The sequence below is a fragment of the Nocardioides marmorisolisilvae genome (genome assembly GCF_003725775.1).
GTDB classification, from domain to species: Bacteria; Actinomycetota; Actinomycetes; order Propionibacteriales; family Nocardioidaceae; genus Marmoricola; species Marmoricola marmorisolisilvae.
In genome coordinates this window covers 60,438-77,548 of sequence record NZ_RJSG01000006.1, presented here as the reverse complement: position 1 = coordinate 77,548, position 17,111 = coordinate 60,438, and the positions used below count along the sequence as shown (strand labels likewise).

The window sequence follows — 17,111 nt, the reverse complement described above, 5'->3', positions numbered from 1 at the left end:
CCCCACCCGTAGGCTGGTCGAGTGCTGATGCTGCTTCGGCCGCGGTACTGGCCGGGGCACCTGGCGATGATCCTCAGCCTGGCCGTGGCGGTCGGGCTCGGGTTGTGGCAGCTCGACGCCTGGCACAGCCGTCGGGCCGACGCCGCGCGGGACATCTCGAACTACAAGCCGATCCCGCTCTCCTCGGTGATGACCGGCGACAGCCCGTTCCCGGGCAGGTCGCTGGGTCGTCCGGTCACGTTCTCCGGCTCCTGGATCGGCAGCTCGACGCTCTACGTCCAGAACCGCTACGACCACGACCAGCGCGGCTACTGGGTGGTGACCCCGGTCCTCGTCGACGGGTCCAAGAGCGCGATCCCGGTGGTGCGCGGGTGGTCGAAGACGCACTCGAGCCCGACGCCGACCGGAACCGTTCAGATCACCGGGTGGCTGCAGGCCAGTGAGGGCAGCGGTCCGATCGACCAGCACCCTGATGACGACGTGATCCCGATGATGCGGATCGCGAGCATCGTCGAGCACGTCGACGCGGACCTCTACAGCGGGTACGTCGTCGCCCGGGACCTCACCCCGAAGACCGGTGCCGCCGGTCTGCGGTCCGTCAGCGCTGCGTCGGTGCCCTCGGTCTCCGGGTTCACCGCGCTGCGCAACTTCCTGTACGCCATCGAGTGGTGGGTCTTCGGCGGCTTCGCCGTCTTCGTCTGGTTCCGCTGGTGCCAGGACACGCTCCATCCGCCGGAGCCCGACGAGGAGTCCGATGCGGACTCAGAAGACGAGGAGCCGCAGACCGAGGCCGTCACGTGAGCGGCCTGCTGATCGCCGGCACCACCTCGGACGCCGGCAAGAGCATCGTGACCACCGGGCTGTGTCGCGCGTTCCAGAGACGCGGGATCAAGGTCGCGCCCTACAAGGCGCAGAACATGTCGAACAACTCGATGGTGTGCGCCGATGGCGCCGAGATCGGGAGGGCGCAGTGGGTCCAGGCCCGCGCCGCGAAGGTCGAGCCCGAGGCGGCGATGAACCCGGTGCTCCTCAAGCCGGGCGGCGACACCCGCAGCCACGTGGTGGTGATGGGCAAGCCCGGCGGCACCGTCTCCTCGGCCGACTGGGAGAGCGGGCGTCGCCACCTCGCGCAGGCTGCGCACGCGGCGTACGACGACTTGGCGAGCCGGTACGACGTGATCGTGGCCGAGGGCGCCGGCAGCCCGACCGAGATCAACCTGCGTGCGGGGGACTACGTGAACCTCGGGTTGGCCCGGCACGCGAACCTGCCGACGGTGGTGGTCGGGGACATCGACCGCGGTGGGTTGTTCGCCGCGCTGTTCGGCACGGTCGCGCTGCTCGAGGCTGCGGACCAGAGGCTGATCGCCGGGTTCGTCGCGAACAAGTTCCGTGGAGACCTCGGGCTGCTCCGGCCGGGGATCGAGGAGCTGACCCGGCTGACCGGACGTCCGACGTACGGCGTGCTGCCGTGGCACCCGGATCTGTGGCTCGACTCCGAGGACGCACTGGACCTGGAGGGGCGTCGGTCCCGCACCGAGGCGGATCGGGTGCTCCGGGTCTCGGTGGTCCGGCTCCCGCGGATCAGCAACTTCACCGACGTCGACGCTCTCGGGTTGGAGGCAGACCTCGACGTTTCCTTCGCCGCGTCGCCGCGCGACCTGGTGGGGGCCGACCTGGTGGTCCTGCCCGGGACGCGAGCGACGCTGGCCGACCTGGACTGGTTGCGTGCCCGCGGCCTGGATGCGGCTGTCCTCGAGCACGCACGTGCCGGTCGGCCGGTGCTGGGCATCTGCGGTGGTGCCCAGATGCTCGGTGTCCGGGTCGAGGACCCGGACGGGATCGAAGGAACGGCCACCGGTGCGGACGGTCTCGGTCTGGTCGACGCCACCACCGTCTTCAGCGCCGAGAAGGTGCTCACCCTGCCGCGCGGCACCGGGCTCGGCCAGCCGGTGTCCGGTTACGAGATCCACCACGGCCGCCTCCGGGTCGCAACCGGCGACGCGTTTCCCGGCGGGGTGCGCAACGGTCAGGTCTTCGCCACGATGTGGCACGGCAGCCTGGAGAGCGACGCCTTCCGGCAGGCGTTCCTGGCCGAGGTCGCTGCGGCGGTCGGCGTCGACCGGGCGCCGTCGACGGTCTCGTTCGAGGAGAGGCGCGAGGCGCGGCTCGACCTGCTCGGTGATCTGGTCACCCAGCACCTCGACGTCGACGGACTGCTGGAGCTGGCGACGTCCGGTGCACCGGAAGGTCTGCCCCTGCTGCCCCCGGGTGCTGACCGATGACCGTCCTCGTTCTGGGCGGTACCGGTGAGGCCCGCGAGCTCGCCGTCCTCCTGGAGAACGACGGCGTCGACGTCGAGTCGTCACTCGCCGGTCGCGTCGCTCGCCCGCGTCTCCCCGTAGGACGCGTTCGTATCGGCGGCTTCGGTGGGGCCGAGGGTCTGGCGCGCCACCTCACGGACACCGGGGTCAGCGCGGTGGTCGACGCGACCCACCCGTTCGCCGCGGGCATCTCGGCGAACGCAGCCGAGGCTTGTGCGCAGACCGGGGTTCCGTTGCTGCGACTGCAGCGCCCGGGCTGGGCCGCCGCGAACGAGGCCGCGGACTGGCACTGGGTCGAGGACCACGACCAGGCCGCGGAGGTCACCGCGAAGCTCGGCACCCGGCCGCTGCTGACCATCGGACGCCAGCAGCTCCACCGCTTCGTCGAACCGCTCCGTGACGCCGACGTGCTGGCCCGGGTCGTCGACGAGCCCGACCTCGAGCTCCCGTCGTCGTGGCGGCTGCTGCTCGACCGCGGACCGTACGACCTCGCGGGCGAGAAGGGCCTTCTCGCCGATCGCGACGTCCTCGTCACCAAGGACTCCGGTGGCACGTGGACCTGGCCGAAGATCGGCGCGGCGACCGAGCTCGGCGTACCGGTGGTCGTGGTGCGCCGCCCGGCGGCACCGGACGGGGTCGAGCAGGTGAGCGATCCGGAGGCCGCGGCTGCCTGGGTCAGCCGATCCGCTGGGCCAGCGCCACGATGATGCCTTCGGGCCCTCGGACGTAGGCCATCCGCCAGAAGTTCTCGTACTCACCCATCCCGCCGACGAGCCCGTAGCCCTTGGCCTCGAGGTCGGCCACGATCGCGGGCAGGTCGTCGACCTCGAAGGCGATGCTGCGCAGTCCGAGGACGTTCGCCATCGCGTCGGGCGTCCCGACCTCGGCGTCGGGCCTCACGAAGCTGGAGAGCTCCACGGTGGTGTCGCCGCCGGGCACCTCGAGCATCAGGATCTCGGTGCGCCCGCCGAGGATGCCGGTCACGGTGTCGAGGAACTCACCCTCGACGAAGGTGCGTCCCTGGACCTGCAGGCCGAGGTCGGTGAAGAACGCCGCCACCGAGTCGAGGTCGGTGACCGTGATGCCGACGTGGTCGAAGCGCTTGATGTGGGTCATGTCGTCCATCCTCCAGAGATCGGGTCCGTGAACCAAGGACGGAGCCGTTGTCCCGTTCTCGACATCGACTCCGTGGCATCGTGGGCGTCTCACCGAGGAGGTCTTGCGTGCGCAAGGTCGTGCTCTACACGCTGATGTCGCTGGACGGGGCTGTGGACGAGCCCGCGCGGTACTTCTCACCGCAGGAGGACTCCGGCCCGCCGGTCTTCGACGCCGAGCTCGACGAGGGCGAGGCCGAGGTCATCGGGGCCCAGGACGTCGTGCTGCTCGGGCGTCGGATGTACGACGAGTGGTCGGGGTTCTGGCCGAACGTGGATGACAACCCGTTCGCCGACTTCATCAACGAGGTGAAGAAGTACGTCGCCACCTCGACGCCGCTCGCCAGCACGTGGAACAACGCCGAGGCCATCGAGGGCGAGGTCGAGGGCTTCGTCCGTCAGCTCAAGGACAGCTCGGGTGGCGACATCGGGATCCACGGCAGCATCGAGCTCGCGCAGTCGCTGCTGGCCGCCGATCTGGTCGACGAGCTGCGCCTGGTCGTGGCCCCGGCGGTCGGGTTCGGCGGCCGCAGGCTCTTCGAGAACACGACCGGGATCAGCAGGTTCGAGCTGGTCAGCGCACGCCCGACGTCGACGGGCAGCGTGATGCTCACCTACCAGGTGCGCGCCCGCTGATCAGTCCTCGTTGATCGGCTGCTTGGGCAGCTTCTTCACCCGGGCACGACGCTTCGGACGCTCGGGGATCATCGAACGCATCTCCTCGAGCTTGCCGAAGCAGAGCAGCCGGTCCTCGGCCTCGAGCACGTGGCGGTCGAACGGGTTCGGGATCACCTGGGTGCCGCGGTGCAGCGTCAGCACGGTGATGTCGCGCTCGCGCAGCCCGGACTCGCCGAGCTTCTTGCCGACCAGGTCGGCGTCCCCGTGCACGACGAGCTCGGCGACGCCGTACCCGGTGGAGACCGACAACCGTTCGCGGACGTCGATCTGCGGGAAGGCGACCTGATTGTCGATGTAGTCGATGATCGCGCCGGCCACGTCGAGCTTGGTCGCCGCCTCGATGCCCTCCAGGCCTGGCGAGGAGTTTACCTCCATGACCAGCGGCCCGTCCTCGCCCTCGAGCATGTCGACGCCCGCGACCTTGAGGCCCATGATCTGGGACGCGCGCACGGCGGTGCGCTCGAACTCCGGGTCCAGCTCGACCTGCTCGACCGAGCCGCCGCGGTGCACGTTGGACCGGAACTCGTCGCCCTTCGCAGTACGGCGCATCGCCGCAACCACCCGGTCACCGACGACGAGCGCCCGGACGTCACGTCCCCGGCTCTCCTTGACGAACTTCTGGATCAGCACGTTCTGCCGGGTCGACTGCAGCGTCTCGATGATCGCCTCGGCGACCTTGAGGCCGGGAGCCAGGATCACGCCGATGCCCTGGGTGCCCTCGAGGAGCTTGATCACGACCGGCGCGCCACCGACCTGGTGGATCGCCGGGATCACGTCGGCCCGGTCCTGGACGAACATCGTCGGCGGCATGTCGATGTTGTGCCGCGAGAGGATCTGGAAGCAGCGCAGCTTGTCCCGGGAGTTGGTGATCCCGTTGGCCGTGTTGGGCGTGTAGACGTCCATCTGCTCGAACTGGCGGACGACCGCGGTGCCGAAGTAGGTGATCGAGTTGCCGATCCGGGGCAGCACCGCGTCGTAGTCGGAGAGCTGCCGGCCGCGGAACTGCAGGTCAGGTTCGTTCGAGGAGAGGTCGATCGCGAAACGGAGGGTGTTGAGGACCTTGACCTCGTGCCCGCGGTCCTGCGCGGCGGAGCGCAGACGCTGGGTGCTGTAGGAGCGCGGGGCCCGCGAGAGGATCGCGAGTTTCATGGCAGTTCGGCACCGACCTGATTGGATAGGCGTCGTGGCGACGGACGAGAAGCGGACGAAAAGCCATTCAAGCAGGCCCGTGGTCAGAGCGGGATGGCGAGAGTGGGTCGGGCTGCCCGACCTCGGTGTCGAGTACATCAAGGCGAAGCTCGACACCGGGGCGCGGTCCTCGGCCCTGCACGCCTTCGACCTCGTCGAGTTCGAGCGCGACGGCGTTTCCTGGGTGCGCTTCTCGATCCACCCGTGGCAGGAATCGGCCGAGGACTCCCACACCGTCGAGCTGCCGGTGCACGACCGGCGGACGATCCGCAGCAGCACGGGACACGTGCAGCAGCGTTATGTCGTCACGATGAACCTGCGACTCCTCGACCAGACCTTTCCGGTCGAGGTGACCCTCGCCCGGCGCGACGCGATGGGCTTCCGGCTGCTGATCGGCCGCGAGGCGCTGCGCCAGGGTTTCGTCGTCGACTCGGGCAGCAGCTACCGGGGAGGGCGCCCGCCCAAGCAGGTGCGCCGCCGCAACCGCGGCGTCACCAAGAAGAGTCCGAAGACCGACTAGGCAGCGCTCAACGTGGCCGTGATGCTCCCGATCGCCGTGCGGATGCCGGCGAGGAGCTGGACCCGGTTGAGCTCGTCCATGTCGGAGGGCCAGTGCGGCTCGAACTGGCGGAGGGCGGCGATGACGAGCTTCGCCTCGTCCTGAGTCAGCTCGACCGCCACGTGGTCTGACGTCGTTTCACTCATGGATCGACGGTACGCCCGGTCGGCCGAGGTCGTAAGCCCGTCGATCGTTCGCCCGTGATCGCCGACCGGACACGGGGAGTTTCCCTCGGGTCCACCTCCGCCTGAGAGGTTCCACCGATTTCCATCGGAGGAGCCCTGTGCGTCGCTTTCTGTTCCTGGCCGCTGCCCTGGCGGCGATCGTCGGCTTCACGGCTGTCCCTGCAGAGGCGCACGGCTTCACCTCGGTCGTCTACGCCGACGTGACGTCGCCGCGCGCGGATCACGTCCAGGTCAAGCTCGGCCTCGAGTACGACCTGCTGCTGGTCTCGGTCGCGCAGGCGGAGCACGACGACCGCTTCTTCCAGGACGGCCAGCCGGCCTGGGACGACGGCGACTACCCGGCGATGGTCAAGGCGCTGGAGAAGCACACCGACTCGGTGACCGCGTACGTCGCCCGGCGGTTCACGGTGACGACCGCGGCCGGCAAGGCGTGTGTGCCGTCGATGGAGCAGGGCGTCTCGGCGGAGCTCAACGAGAGCCAGGACGTGCCGTACGCGAACGTCCGCTTCGACTACGCCTGCCCGGCGATGGGTGAGACCGAGCACGGGCACGTCATCCGCTCGACGCTGTTCCCCGACTCGGAGAAGTACGTCAAGCAGACCAAGACCGTCCTCACCTACCAGGTGGACGGACACACCGGCTCGGCGGCGCTGGACGGATCGCACCCGTCGTTCTCGACCGAGCAGACCTGGTACCAGCGCTTCTGGGAGTTCTTCCGCCTCGGCGCGAACCACCTGCTGACCGGGATCGACCACATCCTGTTCCTGATCGCGCTGATCGCCGGCTCGCGAAGGCTGCGCGAGGTGGTCCTGGCGGCGACGAGCTTCACCCTGGCGCACTCGGTCACCTTCATCCTGGCGGCGCTGGGCGTGGTCAGTCCGCCGTCGCGCATCGTGGAGCCGACGATCGCGCTCTCGATCGCGGCAGTCGCCGGATTCCACCTCTGGCGTCTGCGCCGGGAGGGCAGCCACGCGACCGACCTCGACCCCGGTGATGCCGTGTTCCTGGGGCTGGACCGCTCGGGGTGGCTGCGGCTCTCCATCGTGTTCTGCTTCGGCCTGGTCCACGGCCTCGGCTTCGCCGGCGCCCTCGGCATCACCAGCTCGTTCTCCTGGCAGCTGCTCTGGTCGCTGCTGATCTTCAACGTCGGCATCGAAGCCGTGCAGATCGGGATCATCATCGCGGCGTTCCCGGCGCTCGCCCTGCTGCGCAGGCACCACCAGACGCTCTACCTCTGGGTCACGGGGGTCATCGCCGCCGGGGTGTCGGTGATGGGACTGATCTGGTTCGTCGAACGGGTCTCCGGCTGATCAGTAGCGGTCGGCCGGGATCCGCACGATCACGCTCTTGTAGCCGGTGAGCACGGCCGCGACGCCGGCTCGCAGGGCGGCGTACGCGCGCGGGGCGGTGACGGCTGAGGGGTGGTAGAAGTGCGACTCCTCCAGGCCCTCGCCCAGGTACGCCGATCCGATCCAGTCGGTGGCGGCGATGTTGGCGGTCGGTTCTGCGACCTCGGCACCCACGACCAGGAACTGCTGCGGCTTTTCGCCCGCGTAGTTGGCCGAGACCGCGGCGACCGGGTCCACCAGGCTGTTGCCGGCGGTGATGATCAGGTCCGCGTGGTCCTTCTTGGCAGCGTTGTCGATGCCCTGGATGTAGGTGTTCGGGTCGTGCAGGTACCGGACCTTGAGCTTGACCCGGTCCTCAGCACCAGCCCACTTCTGGACCGCAGCCACGAGGATCGCGACCTGCGGGTTCTGCGCGGCGTGGGCATCCTTGCCGGCCGCCAGCACCAGCACGCGGTAGTCGCCGGCCGGGCGGACCTTCGTCCACGTCTCCGGGTCGGGCTCGACCACCTGGCTGCTGTAGAAGTCGTCGACCCCCGGTGCGTGGAACCCCGCGTCGAGGCGTCCTTGAGCATGCGGAACCGGGTGAGCGGTGCTCCAGTCCATGGCGTCGGTCCGGGTGCTCAGCACGAGGACCACGGCGACCGCGGCCACGAGCGCGGCACCGATGACCACGGAGGTTCGACGGCGGAGGGAAGCGGGCACGGCGCTCATTCAAGCCGCTCTTCCGAGGTGTTCAAGCCACGTCTTCCAGAAGTACGCGTGCGCCGCCCCGAACTGCCCGCCCGCGTTCACTCCGATTTCATCGGAGCCCGAAAGGTTGGCGCCCGCACGACCCCTGCACGACCCATTTGCCCTTCCTCCCGACATCGCAAAGGATCGCTAATGAAGGTCAGTTCGTCGCGGACACCGAAGTCCGCACGCCGCCGCGTGGTGGCCGGCGCGGGAGCTCTTGCTCTCGGCGCAGGCATCCTCGTGACCGGCGTTCTCGCCCCGGCAGCCCAGGCTGCCGGCTCGGTCACCTTTAAGGACCTCGTCCTGGGTGTGGGCGCCAACGAGACGCAGCGCTACGTCACCTGGTACGCCAGCGCGGGTACTGATTCCACCGTCCAGCTCGAGAAGACCGCCGACCTGAACGCCGGCGCCTTCGACGAGGACGTCATGAGCTACAACGCCTCGGTCACCCCGACCACGGGCTCCTCCGGTGGCGACATCGCGCGGTCGCCGTACCGCGGCAGCGCGCTGCTCGACACCCTCGAGGCCAACACCTCGTACACCTACCAGGTCCTCGCCAGCGACGGCAGCACCTCGGCGTCGTACACGTTCAAGACCGGCTCCTTCGGTCTGGGCAGCGGCTTCGAGTTCGCCGCGTTCGGTGACCCGCAGCTGGGTGCCGACTCGAACAACAACTCGCAGTCGACCTCCGCGGACCTCAAGGAGGACGCCGCTGGTTGGGCGGACACCCTGAACGTCCTGCAGGCCGACGCCTCGGACGACGCGCTCCCGCTCGAGCTGCTCACCTCCACCGGTGACCAGATCGAGACCGCGAACGTGGAGTCGCAGTGGGACGCCTGGTTCACCCCGGACCAGCTGCGCACCCTGCCGTACGCCGCGGCGATCGGTAACCACGACTCGTCCGACCTCGGCTACAAGTACCACTTCTCGCTGCCGAACAACGACACCACCACCGCCAACCTGCAGACCACCGCGGGCGGCGACTACTGGTACGTCTACAAGGGCGTGCTGTTCGTGGTCATCAACTCCAACGCGCAGTCGTCCACCAAGGACCCCGCGCACATGGCGTTCGTGACCCAGGCCGTCAAGGCGAACCCGGGTGCCAAGTGGCGCGTCGTGTCGTACCACCACGCCCTGTACTCGCCGGCCTCGCACGCCAACGACTCCGACAACGTCGCGCGTCGCCAGCCGTACACGCAGGCGTTCTCGGAGCTGGGCATCAACCTGGTGCTCCAGGGCCACGACCACTCGTACTCGCGTTCCTACGTCCTGCAGAACAAGGGCGCCGGCCCCGACCGCCAGAACGCGGCCGAGGCGCAGGGTGCGAACAACGTCCTGGAGGGTCCGGGCGGTGTCATCTACGTGACCACCAACTCGGCCTCGGGCTCGAAGTACTACCCGCTGACCGAGCCGATCTCGGGCACGAGCGACGCCACGCACAGCGGCAAGTACCCGGCCGGCACGATGCCGTGGGCTCCGGGTCCGGGTGGCAACCACACCCTGCACTGGGCCAACTCGGTCGAGAACCAGGACAACGTCCGCACCTACCTCAAGGTCGCTGTCACCAACGACAAGCTGTCGGTGACGAACGTGGTCGCGGGTGTGTGTGACTACCCGAACAAGTTCACGACGCAGCACGTCGGCACCTTCTGCGGTGCTTCGCAGACCACGACGACGCTGGCCGACACCAACGGCAACGGCACCTTCGACCGGAACCAGGGCGCCAGCGGTGCTCCGGGCCAGCCGACGAACGCCACTGCCGACAAGTACACGGCCACGACGGGTGTGGCTCCGGTCGGCACCGCTCAGGACACCGTGAACATCACCAAGTGGGACGGCACCCAGGGCGACGGGCAGCTCATCGCGCTCGACGTCCCGCCGGCCAACCCCGGTGAGCTCGGCTGGTTCATCAACGGTGGCAACCACCTGATCAACCTGGGTACGGCCAACCGCCACGGCAACTACTTCACCGCCAGTGGTGCGATCGACCCGCTCACCGTGACGGACTCCCGGACCTTCGGGGACACGTCCTGGTCGCTGAGTGCCCAGGTGTCGGACTTCAAGGACGGCAACGCAACGCTGCTCGGCAAGTACGTCGGGTGGGTGCCGTCGATCCTGTCCGCCGGTGGTGGCGCCAACGCCGGCGCGACCGTCTCCAACGGGTACAGCAGCGGGACCGGCCTGGCCGACTCCCGGACGCTGGCCTCGGCGGCCAACGGTCACGCCCCCGGTAGCGCCCAGGTGGGTGCCAACCTCAACCTGAAGTTCCCCGTGTCCGTCAGCAACGACGGTGCGCACAACTTCTGGGGCGAGATCACCTACACCCTGATGTAAGTCCCGTTCCACCGCTCAAACCGGTACGGGTGGGGGCAGCGCCGCGAGGTGCTGTCCCCACCCGTCCATCCGCCCCCTCGCTGAAAGTTCGTGATCGTGTCCCGGTTCAACCGCTCCCTCCTTGTGCTGGTCGTGCTCGTCCTCGCCGGCCTCACCCTCACCGTCGTGCCCGCGAACGCCGCAGACTCGGCCGACTCCAAGATCGCCTGGACGGTGCGCACGGCCCTGAGCAAGTACGGTTCCGGCCGACCGAAGTTCACCTACACCGTCAAGGCGGGTGAACAGATCACCGACGGCATCGACATCAACAACACCGGGCCGAAGAAGATCACCCTCAAGCTCTACGCCGCCGACGGGTTCACGACCGGCACCGGCGGCTTCGACATCCTCACGCCGGACAAGAAGTCGAACGGCATCGGCGCCTGGGTGAAGCCCGCGGTCGCGCGCGTCACCGTCGCACCGGGCAAGCAGGTCCAGATCCCCTTCACCATGACGGTCCCCGACAACGCGACGCCCGGGGACCACGTGGGCGGCATCGTGACGGTGCTCGACCAGAAGGACCCTTCCGGTTCCGGCACCGTCATCCACCGCCGCGTCGGCCTGCGCATCGAGACCCGCGTCAGCGGTCAGGTCCAGTCGAAGCTCACGATCGAGAACCTGAAGCTCGACTACGACGGCCACAACCCGCTCGGCACCGGTCACGCCACCATCAGCTTCACCGTCCACAACACCGGCAACACCGTGCTGGGCGGCCTGCAGAAGGCGACGATCGCCGGCGGGCTCGGTGTCGGTTCCAAGACGGTGAAGCTCCCGCGACTGCCTCAACTGCTGCCCGGTGAGTCCTGGGACACCAAGGCGACCGTCGACGGTGTGCACGCCATGCTCTGGGTGACGGGCAAGGTCACCGTGACCCCGGTCTTCACCGATGCTGCCGGCTCGACCGCGTCCCTGAACCCGGTCACCGCGTCGAGCCGGACCGTGGTGTCGGTCTGGTCGTTCGTCCTGCTGATCGCGTTCATCCTGGGACTCATCGCCCTGGTCTGGCTGATCATCGTCGTCGTGAAGCGACTGCGGCGGCGCAGCAACGAGAAGGTTGAGGCGAAGGTGGCCGCCGCCGTCGAGGAGCGGCTCCAGGAGAAGGTGAACCAGTAGGCGCTTCGGCACCTGAGCATGTCCAGTCCCGGTGCGGTCAGTGATCGGCGCGTGGCACGCGGCTGAGCTTCTCGGGGTTCACGACGAAGTGGATCTCGGTGATCCTTCCGGCGTCCACCGTGAAGGCCATCACCCCAGCCACTCCGTCCTGGCTCTCGAAGACGAGGCCAGGAGCGCCGTTGACGCGACTCGTCCAGGGGAACGCCTCGTGCTTCGCGGCCACTCCGAGCAGGAGTCGCGCGACGTTGCGCGCGCCGATCACCGGTCGCATGGCGACCCCGCTGACCACGCCGCCACCATCCGAGCGCAGCACCACCTCCGGGGCGAGAACGTCGACCAAGGTGTCGACGCTGCCGTCGGTACAGGCAGCGAGGAAGGCTTGGACTACCTCGCTCTGCTGGTCTGCGTCGACAGTGAATCGGGGCGCCCTTTCCTTGATGTGCACTCGGGCCCTGCTGACCAGCTGCCGGCACGCCTGCTCGGATCGGCCGACAGTGGTCGCCACGTCGTCGTAGCTGAGGCTGAGCACGTCGTGGAGGACGAAGGCCGTGCGTTCGGCGGGGCTCAGTGACTCCAGCACGACCAGCATCGCCATGCTCACCGAATCGTCGAGCGTGACCCGGTCCTCCGGGCCCAGCCAGTCCATCCCGATGCCTGTCCCCACGACCGGCTCGGGCAACCACTGCCCGACGTACTGCTCGCGGCGTACGCGCGCGGACCCGAGGTGGTCGAGGCAGATCCGGCTGATCGCAGTCGTGAGCCACCCGCGCGGCTCGTGGATCTTCGCGAGGTCGGCGCGGGCGAAGCGCAGGTAGGTCTCCTGGACCGCATCCTCGGCATCGGCCACGGTTCCGAGCAACCTGTACGCGACCGCCGTCAGGTATGCGCGGTGTCCTTCGAAGAGAAGGGCAGCTTGCTCGTCGGTCATGGAGGTCCTCGTCTCGTGCGGGTCAGTCTGTACGACGAGAACGCACGCTGCGTGGCAGAACTCGTCTGCGCATAGGACGAGATGTGGGCCCGTTCTGTGACATCGCGATTCCTCCGGTCTAGGCCTCGTGCCGACGAACCGCCCGGTGTGTCACACGTCGGACGACCGCCTCGTCCTCTTGGCGACGTATCAAGAACGAGAGGGAGCAGGACCATGAGCTTCACCCCGAGAACCAAGACCAACCGCGTGGTCGTCATCGGTGCCGGTTACGCAGGGATGATGGCGACGAACCGTTTTCTCGGCTCACTCACTGAGGAGGAGCGCAGCCGAACAGTCGTGACGGTGGTCAACCCGAAGCCGGTGTTCGTCGAGCGCATCCGCCTCCACGAGGTCGCCGCGGGCTCACGGAACGCCGTGACGATCCCCCTTGCCTGGCTGCTGCACGCCGACGCAGAGGTCGTCGTGGGTCGCGCCGAGCTGATCGACACCGTTGCCCGCGAGGTCCTCGTCGTGAGCGATGACGAGGATCTTCGGCTGCCCTACGACTACCTCCTGTACGCCGTGGGGAGCTTCGCCTCGACGGCGATCGAGGGTGCTGCCGAGCACGCTTACGTGATCGCGGACCACGACGGCGCTTCAGCCGCGGCCGAGGCAGTGAGGGCGCTTCCCCCCAGGGCGCGCGTATCGATCGTCGGCGGGGGACTCACCGGGGTGGAGATCGCGAGCGAGCTCGCCGAGCAGCACCCGGAGTTGTCCGTCACGCTGTACTGCGCCGGCGAATTGGTGGCGCAGATGCGACCTGCCGCACGTCGTTCGCTGCGACGAACGCTGGAGCGCCTCGGAGTTCGGATCGACGAGCACGCCGAGGTTTCGACCGTAGTGCCCGGAGGGCTCCGTCTCTCTGGTGACCGGGCGCTCGATCACGAGCTGTGCATCGTGGCAGCTGCCTTCGACGTGCCGGATCTTGCTCGCGCCAGCGGCCTTCCCGTCGACGAGGCGGGCCGGCTGGAGGTCGACGAGTACCTGCGCTGCATCGACAACCCGGCCATCCTCGGTGCGGGAGACGCGGTCGTCGCGCCGCAGTCGGTAGCCGGCCACCTGCGCATGGGTTGCGCGACAGCGCTGCCCATGGGCGCGCACGCGGCCCACACTCTGCTCGCAGCCATCCGAGGCGCGGTGCCCCGCGAGCTGACGATCGGGTACGTGCTCCAGTGCATCAGCCTCGGCCGCAAGAGGGGCTACATCCAGCTGGTCCGCAGTGACGACACCGCGCGTCGCTTCCACCTCGGTGGGCGGACCGGAGCGCGGGTCAAGGAGTGGATCTGCGAGATGGTGGTCGACTCCCCGAAGAAGGAGTCCACCCAACCCGGCGCGTACTCCTGGCCGAAGGGTCCGAAGAGAAGGGCGGTCACCGGCGCAGGGTCGCAGTCCGGCGGCCGTGCCCCGGTCGGAGCACGATTCGGCCCCGAGCAGCACGCTTCGTACCCCGTGCTTTCCGATCGTTCGAGGGCGTCGTGATCCGGTCAGGGACCGGGGAGCCGGTCGTCCTGCTTCACGGCGTCACGGGGAGCGAGACGATGTGGAGCAACGTCGTCCCGCTCCTCGACGCCGACTACGAGGTCTTCGCCCTGACCGCGGCCGGACACCGTGGCGGACGCCCGGCTCGGCCTGGCACCACGGTCCGCGACCTGGTCGACGACGCGGAGCGCAGCCTGGACGACCTGGGTCTCGAGCGTCCTCACTTGGTCGGCAACTCACTCGGCGGGTGGATCGCCCTCGAGCTCGCACGACGCGGACGGGCAGCAAGCGTCTGCGCACTGTCGCCCGCTGGTTGCTGGGACATCGGGACGGGCGAGCATCTACCCGGGGCCGCGAAGCTGGAGAAGGCCATCACGCTGGCGCTCAGGACGCGTTGGGTCATGCCCATGGCAGCGCATCTGCCCTGGGTTCGGCGCCTCGCCCTGCGCGACAGCGCCTCTCATGGGGAGCGTGTCAGCGCTGCCGAGCTGAAGCGTCTCGTCGACGACCTCGTCGGCTGCACCATCCGCGAGGAGATGCTCACCACCGAGGAGTACGTCGCGCCGATGGATCCGCTGCCGTGCCCGGTCACCCTGGCGTGGTCGGAGCTCGACCGCATCTTGCCGATGGAAACGATCGGTGCGCGCGCCCGGGTCCTGATGCCCGAGGCCACGTGGAAGGTCCTGCCGGGAGTCGGCCACGTGCCGATGTTCGACGATCCGGATCTCGTCGCGGCCACGATCCGCGAGTGCCTCGAGTCAATTCCCTCGAACGCGGCGGAATGACGCGCGCTGGAGTTGATTTGCTACACCAGGGCTCTCGCGAAGGCCCTGTGACAGCGCTGGTGTAGCAAATGGCGAGGAGCGTCATTCTGGGGGAAGGACGTCAGTCGAAGCCGAGAGCCTTGCGCCCGAGCACGAAGGCACCGGCGCCGAAGAACCCCAGCAGGGCGAACCCGAGCGCCTGGCCGCCGTCCACGAAGACCAGGGTCCCGCCGGCCAGGGCTGAGAGCATGCACAGCACCGCCACGATCAGCATCGGCACCTTGATCTCCCGCTCAGCCACGCGGTCACGATGTCACATCGGAAAGTCGCCAACGAATTTCTCGGTGGCCGATGTCGAATACACGGAAATCCGTTCGTCGTGTGGATGAGCGGGTCGCACAGGGCGGTCCGTCCCAGGAACGGAGCCCGCGATGTCCACCACCCAGCAGATTCACACCACCACCAGCGCGACCGCCGAGCGTCAGCCGATCTGGAAGCACGGTGTTGCAGCGGCGGCCGTCGCAGCCGTCGCCACCACCGTCCTCGCCGTGATCGCCAAGGCCGCTGGCGTCTCCTTCGACGACAGCACCGGCGCGAGCATCCCGATCGCCGGGTTCGCCGAGCTGACCGTCTTCTTCTCGCTGATCGGTACCGGCGTGGCCGCAGTGATGGCGCGCAAGGCCCGTCGCCCGCGCAGCACCTTCGTGCGGACCGCGGTCGTCCTGACGGTCCTCTCCTACGTCCCGGACCTGATCTCGGGCTTCAGCGCCGGTTCGGCCGCCACCCTGATCGCGCTGCACACCGTCGCAGCCGTCATCGTCGTGCCGACGCTCGCGCGGCGGCTCGCCAGCTGACCAGGCCGGCGACGACGACGAGCGCTCCCAGGTCCACCCGCCGCGCCAGCCGACGAGCCCGGACGATGTCCCCGGTCTCGGCTGGCCGGCCGCTTCCCAGCACCACCCGGTCCTCGACCTGGTCGCCGTAGACGTTGCGGCCTCCGAGCCGAATGCCGAGGGAACCGGCGAATGCGGCTTCGACAGGACCGGCGTTAGGGCTCGGATGCAGGCCCGCGTCGCGTCGCCAGGTCGCGATCGCGTCCGCAGGATCGTCCCCGAGCGCTGAGGCGAGGGCGGCGGACAGGCGGGATCCCGGCAGGTTGAGGAGGTCGTCCGCCCGAGCGCTGGCCCAGCCGAAGTTCCGGTAGCGCCGGCTCCGGTGGCCGACCATCGCGTCCAGGGTGTTCGCTGCACGGTGGACCAGGAGGCCTGGCACACCGGCGATCCCACCCCACACGAGCGAGGACACGACCGCGTCGGAGGTGTTCTCCGCGATCGACTCGATGACGGCGCGAGCGACGCCGGCTTCGTCCAGCTCGGACGTGTCACGACCGACCAGGTGGGTGAGGCGCTGCCGGGCGGCGGGAAGGTCGAGGGTGAGCAGCTCCTCAACGAGGTGCGCCTCCCGATCCAGGGACCGACCGCCGAGGACGGACCAGGTGGCACCGGCGGTCAGCAGTGTGCGGAGCGCGGGACGATCGCGACCGAGGCGTTCCGCCGCGAGACCTATTGCGGCTGCGCCGCCCACCAGCACGACCCAGTACGCCGCACCGCGCTCGCGCCTGTCGGCGTACAGGCGCTTCTCCACGGCCGACGCCACCTGCCCGAATCCCGCGACCGGGTGGAAACGCTGGGGGTCCCCGAATGCCTGGTCGGCGACGAAGCCGAGGACGAGTCCGACGGCCCGGGCCCTCACAGCACCAGGACCCGGCCGGCGACGACCAGGTGCACCTCGTCGCAGACGGCGGCGATGCGCTGGTTGACCACGCCGAGCTGGTCGCGGAACAGGCGACCCGAGCGGTGCTCGGGTACGACACCCGCACCGACCTCGTTGGTCACCAGGACGATGTCCTCGCAGGTGGCCACCGCGTCGGTGAGAGCGTCGATGCGCGAGGCGAGCCCGTCGGCTTCCCATCCGAGGTCGTCGAGCTGAGCGGTCAGCCAGGTGCCGAGGCAGTCCACCAGGAGAGCGTTCTCGCCGCCCAGCACGGCGGGAAGGTCGGTGCTCTCGACGGTCGACCAGTGCGCCGGGCGGCGGTCGCGGTGGAGCGCCACCCGGGCCGCCCATTCGGTGTCGTCCGGACCGGGAACCGGTCCGGCGGCGACGTAGGTCACCGCCGGCCGGTCAGCGAGCAGGCCCTCGGCGTGTGCGGACTTTCCCGACCGCACCCCGCCGGTGACCAGGACGCGCAC

The 17,111-nt window shown here is 69.0% G+C and carries 19 protein-coding genes; 11 read left to right on the top strand and 8 right to left on the bottom strand.

Annotation, left to right across the window (positions count from 1 at the left end; genetic code table 11):
- Positions 1-27: 27 nt before the first annotated feature.
- Genes EFL95_RS18340 through EFL95_RS18330 form a run of 3 tightly spaced genes read left to right on the top strand, consistent with a single transcriptional unit; the run spans position 28 to position 3,028 of the window.
- Positions 28-801, top strand: coding sequence for an SURF1 family protein (locus EFL95_RS18340; RefSeq protein ID WP_123235565.1), 774 nt, complete (start codon positions 28-30; stop codon positions 799-801).
- Positions 798-2,282 (top strand): cobyric acid synthase, encoded by a 1,485-nt coding sequence (locus EFL95_RS18335; protein WP_123235564.1) that lies wholly within the window; start codon positions 798-800, stop codon positions 2,280-2,282. Before EFL95_RS18340 ends, EFL95_RS18335 begins: the two co-directional genes overlap by 4 nt.
- A complete protein-coding gene (locus EFL95_RS18330; protein WP_123235562.1) occupies positions 2,279-3,028 on the top strand; it encodes a cobalt-precorrin-6A reductase in 750 nt (249 codons plus the stop codon). The genes EFL95_RS18335 and EFL95_RS18330 overlap by 4 nt, the downstream gene beginning before the upstream one ends.
- Here EFL95_RS18330 and EFL95_RS18325 read toward each other — a convergent pair.
- Positions 2,997-3,437, bottom strand: coding sequence for a VOC family protein (locus EFL95_RS18325; protein ID WP_123235561.1), 441 nt, complete (start codon positions 3,435-3,437; stop codon positions 2,997-2,999). The genes EFL95_RS18330 and EFL95_RS18325 overlap by 32 nt on opposite strands.
- Positions 3,438-3,544: 107 nt before the next feature.
- Here EFL95_RS18325 and EFL95_RS18320 point away from each other — a divergent pair, with 107 nt between their 5' ends.
- Positions 3,545-4,111 (top strand): dihydrofolate reductase family protein, encoded by a 567-nt coding sequence (locus tag EFL95_RS18320; RefSeq protein WP_123235560.1) that lies wholly within the window; start codon positions 3,545-3,547, stop codon positions 4,109-4,111.
- On the opposite strand, the gene EFL95_RS18315 is transcribed toward EFL95_RS18320, so the two are convergent.
- The gene (locus EFL95_RS18315; RefSeq protein WP_123235559.1) at positions 4,112-5,302 is read right to left on the bottom strand and encodes a RimK family alpha-L-glutamate ligase; all 1,191 of its coding nucleotides are present in this window, start codon (positions 5,300-5,302) and stop codon (positions 4,112-4,114) included.
- Between the two features lie 79 nt (positions 5,303-5,381).
- Here EFL95_RS18315 and EFL95_RS18310 point away from each other — a divergent pair, with 79 nt between their 5' ends.
- Entirely contained in the window at positions 5,382-5,861 is a 480-nt protein-coding gene (locus EFL95_RS18310; protein ID WP_246005043.1) for an ATP-dependent zinc protease family protein, read from the top strand.
- Here the strand turns inward: EFL95_RS18310 and EFL95_RS19305 are convergent.
- Positions 5,858-6,046 (bottom strand): hypothetical protein, encoded by a 189-nt coding sequence (locus EFL95_RS19305; protein WP_148045104.1) that lies wholly within the window; start codon positions 6,044-6,046, stop codon positions 5,858-5,860. The two genes, EFL95_RS18310 and EFL95_RS19305, sit on opposite strands and share 4 nt — an antisense overlap.
- Before the next feature lie 137 nt (positions 6,047-6,183).
- Here EFL95_RS19305 and EFL95_RS18305 point away from each other — a divergent pair, with 137 nt between their 5' ends.
- Positions 6,184-7,395 (top strand): HupE/UreJ family protein, encoded by a 1,212-nt coding sequence (locus EFL95_RS18305; RefSeq protein WP_123235557.1) that lies wholly within the window; start codon positions 6,184-6,186, stop codon positions 7,393-7,395.
- On the opposite strand, the gene EFL95_RS18300 is transcribed toward EFL95_RS18305, so the two are convergent.
- Positions 7,396-8,136: a type 1 periplasmic-binding domain-containing protein gene (locus EFL95_RS18300; RefSeq protein WP_183407263.1), complete on the bottom strand. Its 741-nt coding sequence runs from the start codon at positions 8,134-8,136 to the stop codon at positions 7,396-7,398.
- A gap of 180 nt (positions 8,137-8,316) precedes the next feature.
- Here EFL95_RS18300 and EFL95_RS18295 point away from each other — a divergent pair, with 180 nt between their 5' ends.
- Positions 8,317-10,500, top strand: a complete 2,184-nt coding sequence (locus tag EFL95_RS18295) for a purple acid phosphatase family protein (RefSeq protein ID WP_183407262.1) — start codon at positions 8,317-8,319, stop codon at positions 10,498-10,500.
- Between the two features lie 96 nt (positions 10,501-10,596).
- Positions 10,597-11,652, top strand: coding sequence for a WxL protein peptidoglycan domain-containing protein (locus EFL95_RS18290; protein ID WP_183407261.1), 1,056 nt, complete (start codon positions 10,597-10,599; stop codon positions 11,650-11,652).
- A gap of 37 nt (positions 11,653-11,689) precedes the next feature.
- Here EFL95_RS18290 and sigJ read toward each other — a convergent pair whose 3' ends face one another.
- A complete protein-coding gene (sigJ, locus tag EFL95_RS18285; RefSeq protein WP_123235553.1) occupies positions 11,690-12,580 on the bottom strand; it encodes an RNA polymerase sigma factor SigJ in 891 nt (296 codons plus the stop codon).
- A gap of 213 nt (positions 12,581-12,793) precedes the next feature.
- Here sigJ and EFL95_RS18280 point away from each other — a divergent pair, with 213 nt between their 5' ends.
- Both EFL95_RS18280 and EFL95_RS18275 read left to right on the top strand, forming a co-directional pair.
- The gene (locus tag EFL95_RS18280; protein WP_183407260.1) at positions 12,794-14,098 is read left to right on the top strand and encodes an NAD(P)/FAD-dependent oxidoreductase; all 1,305 of its coding nucleotides are present in this window, start codon (positions 12,794-12,796) and stop codon (positions 14,096-14,098) included.
- A complete protein-coding gene (locus EFL95_RS18275; RefSeq protein WP_221176502.1) occupies positions 14,095-14,883 on the top strand; it encodes an alpha/beta fold hydrolase in 789 nt (262 codons plus the stop codon). Before EFL95_RS18280 ends, EFL95_RS18275 begins: the two co-directional genes overlap by 4 nt.
- A 100-nt stretch (positions 14,884-14,983) precedes the next feature.
- Here EFL95_RS18275 and EFL95_RS18270 read toward each other — a convergent pair whose 3' ends face one another.
- Complete coding sequence (locus tag EFL95_RS18270) at positions 14,984-15,163, bottom strand: hypothetical protein (protein ID WP_123235551.1); 180 nt, start codon at positions 15,161-15,163, stop codon at positions 14,984-14,986.
- A gap of 130 nt (positions 15,164-15,293) precedes the next feature.
- Between EFL95_RS18270 and EFL95_RS18265 the strand changes: the two genes are divergently transcribed.
- A complete protein-coding gene (locus EFL95_RS18265; protein WP_123235550.1) occupies positions 15,294-15,716 on the top strand; it encodes a DUF6069 family protein in 423 nt (140 codons plus the stop codon).
- On the opposite strand, the gene EFL95_RS18260 is transcribed toward EFL95_RS18265, so the two are convergent.
- On the bottom strand, positions 15,676-16,614 hold the full coding sequence (locus tag EFL95_RS18260) for a cobalamin biosynthesis protein (protein WP_123235549.1): 939 nt from the start codon (positions 16,612-16,614) through the stop codon (positions 15,676-15,678). The genes EFL95_RS18265 and EFL95_RS18260 overlap by 41 nt on opposite strands.
- Positions 16,611-17,111, bottom strand: a complete 501-nt coding sequence (gene cobU / locus EFL95_RS18255; protein ID WP_123235548.1) for a bifunctional adenosylcobinamide kinase/adenosylcobinamide-phosphate guanylyltransferase — start codon at positions 17,109-17,111, stop codon at positions 16,611-16,613. Before cobU ends, EFL95_RS18260 begins: the two co-directional genes overlap by 4 nt.

Bases quoted from the DNA above. Each gene is read 5' to 3' on its own strand.
- EFL95_RS18340 (WP_123235565.1), top strand. From the start codon at position 28: ATGCTGCTTCGGCCGCGGTACTGGCCGGGGCACCTGGCGATGATCCTC.
- EFL95_RS18330 (WP_123235562.1), top strand. From the start codon at position 2,279: ATGACCGTCCTCGTTCTGGGCGGTACCGGTGAGGCCCGCGAGCTCGCC.
- EFL95_RS18280 (WP_183407260.1), top strand. From the start codon at position 12,794: ATGAGCTTCACCCCGAGAACCAAGACCAACCGCGTGGTCGTCATCGGT.
- EFL95_RS18295 (WP_183407262.1), top strand. From the start codon at position 8,317: ATGAAGGTCAGTTCGTCGCGGACACCGAAGTCCGCACGCCGCCGCGTG.
- EFL95_RS18325 (WP_123235561.1), bottom strand. From the start codon at position 3,437: ATGACCCACATCAAGCGCTTCGACCACGTCGGCATCACGGTCACCGAC.
- EFL95_RS18265 (WP_123235550.1), top strand. From the start codon at position 15,294: ATGTCCACCACCCAGCAGATTCACACCACCACCAGCGCGACCGCCGAG.
- EFL95_RS18315 (WP_123235559.1), bottom strand. From the start codon at position 5,302: ATGAAACTCGCGATCCTCTCGCGGGCCCCGCGCTCCTACAGCACCCAG.
- sigJ (WP_123235553.1), bottom strand. From the start codon at position 12,580: ATGACCGACGAGCAAGCTGCCCTTCTCTTCGAAGGACACCGCGCATAC.
- EFL95_RS19305 (WP_148045104.1), bottom strand. From the start codon at position 6,046: ATGAGTGAAACGACGTCAGACCACGTGGCGGTCGAGCTGACTCAGGAC.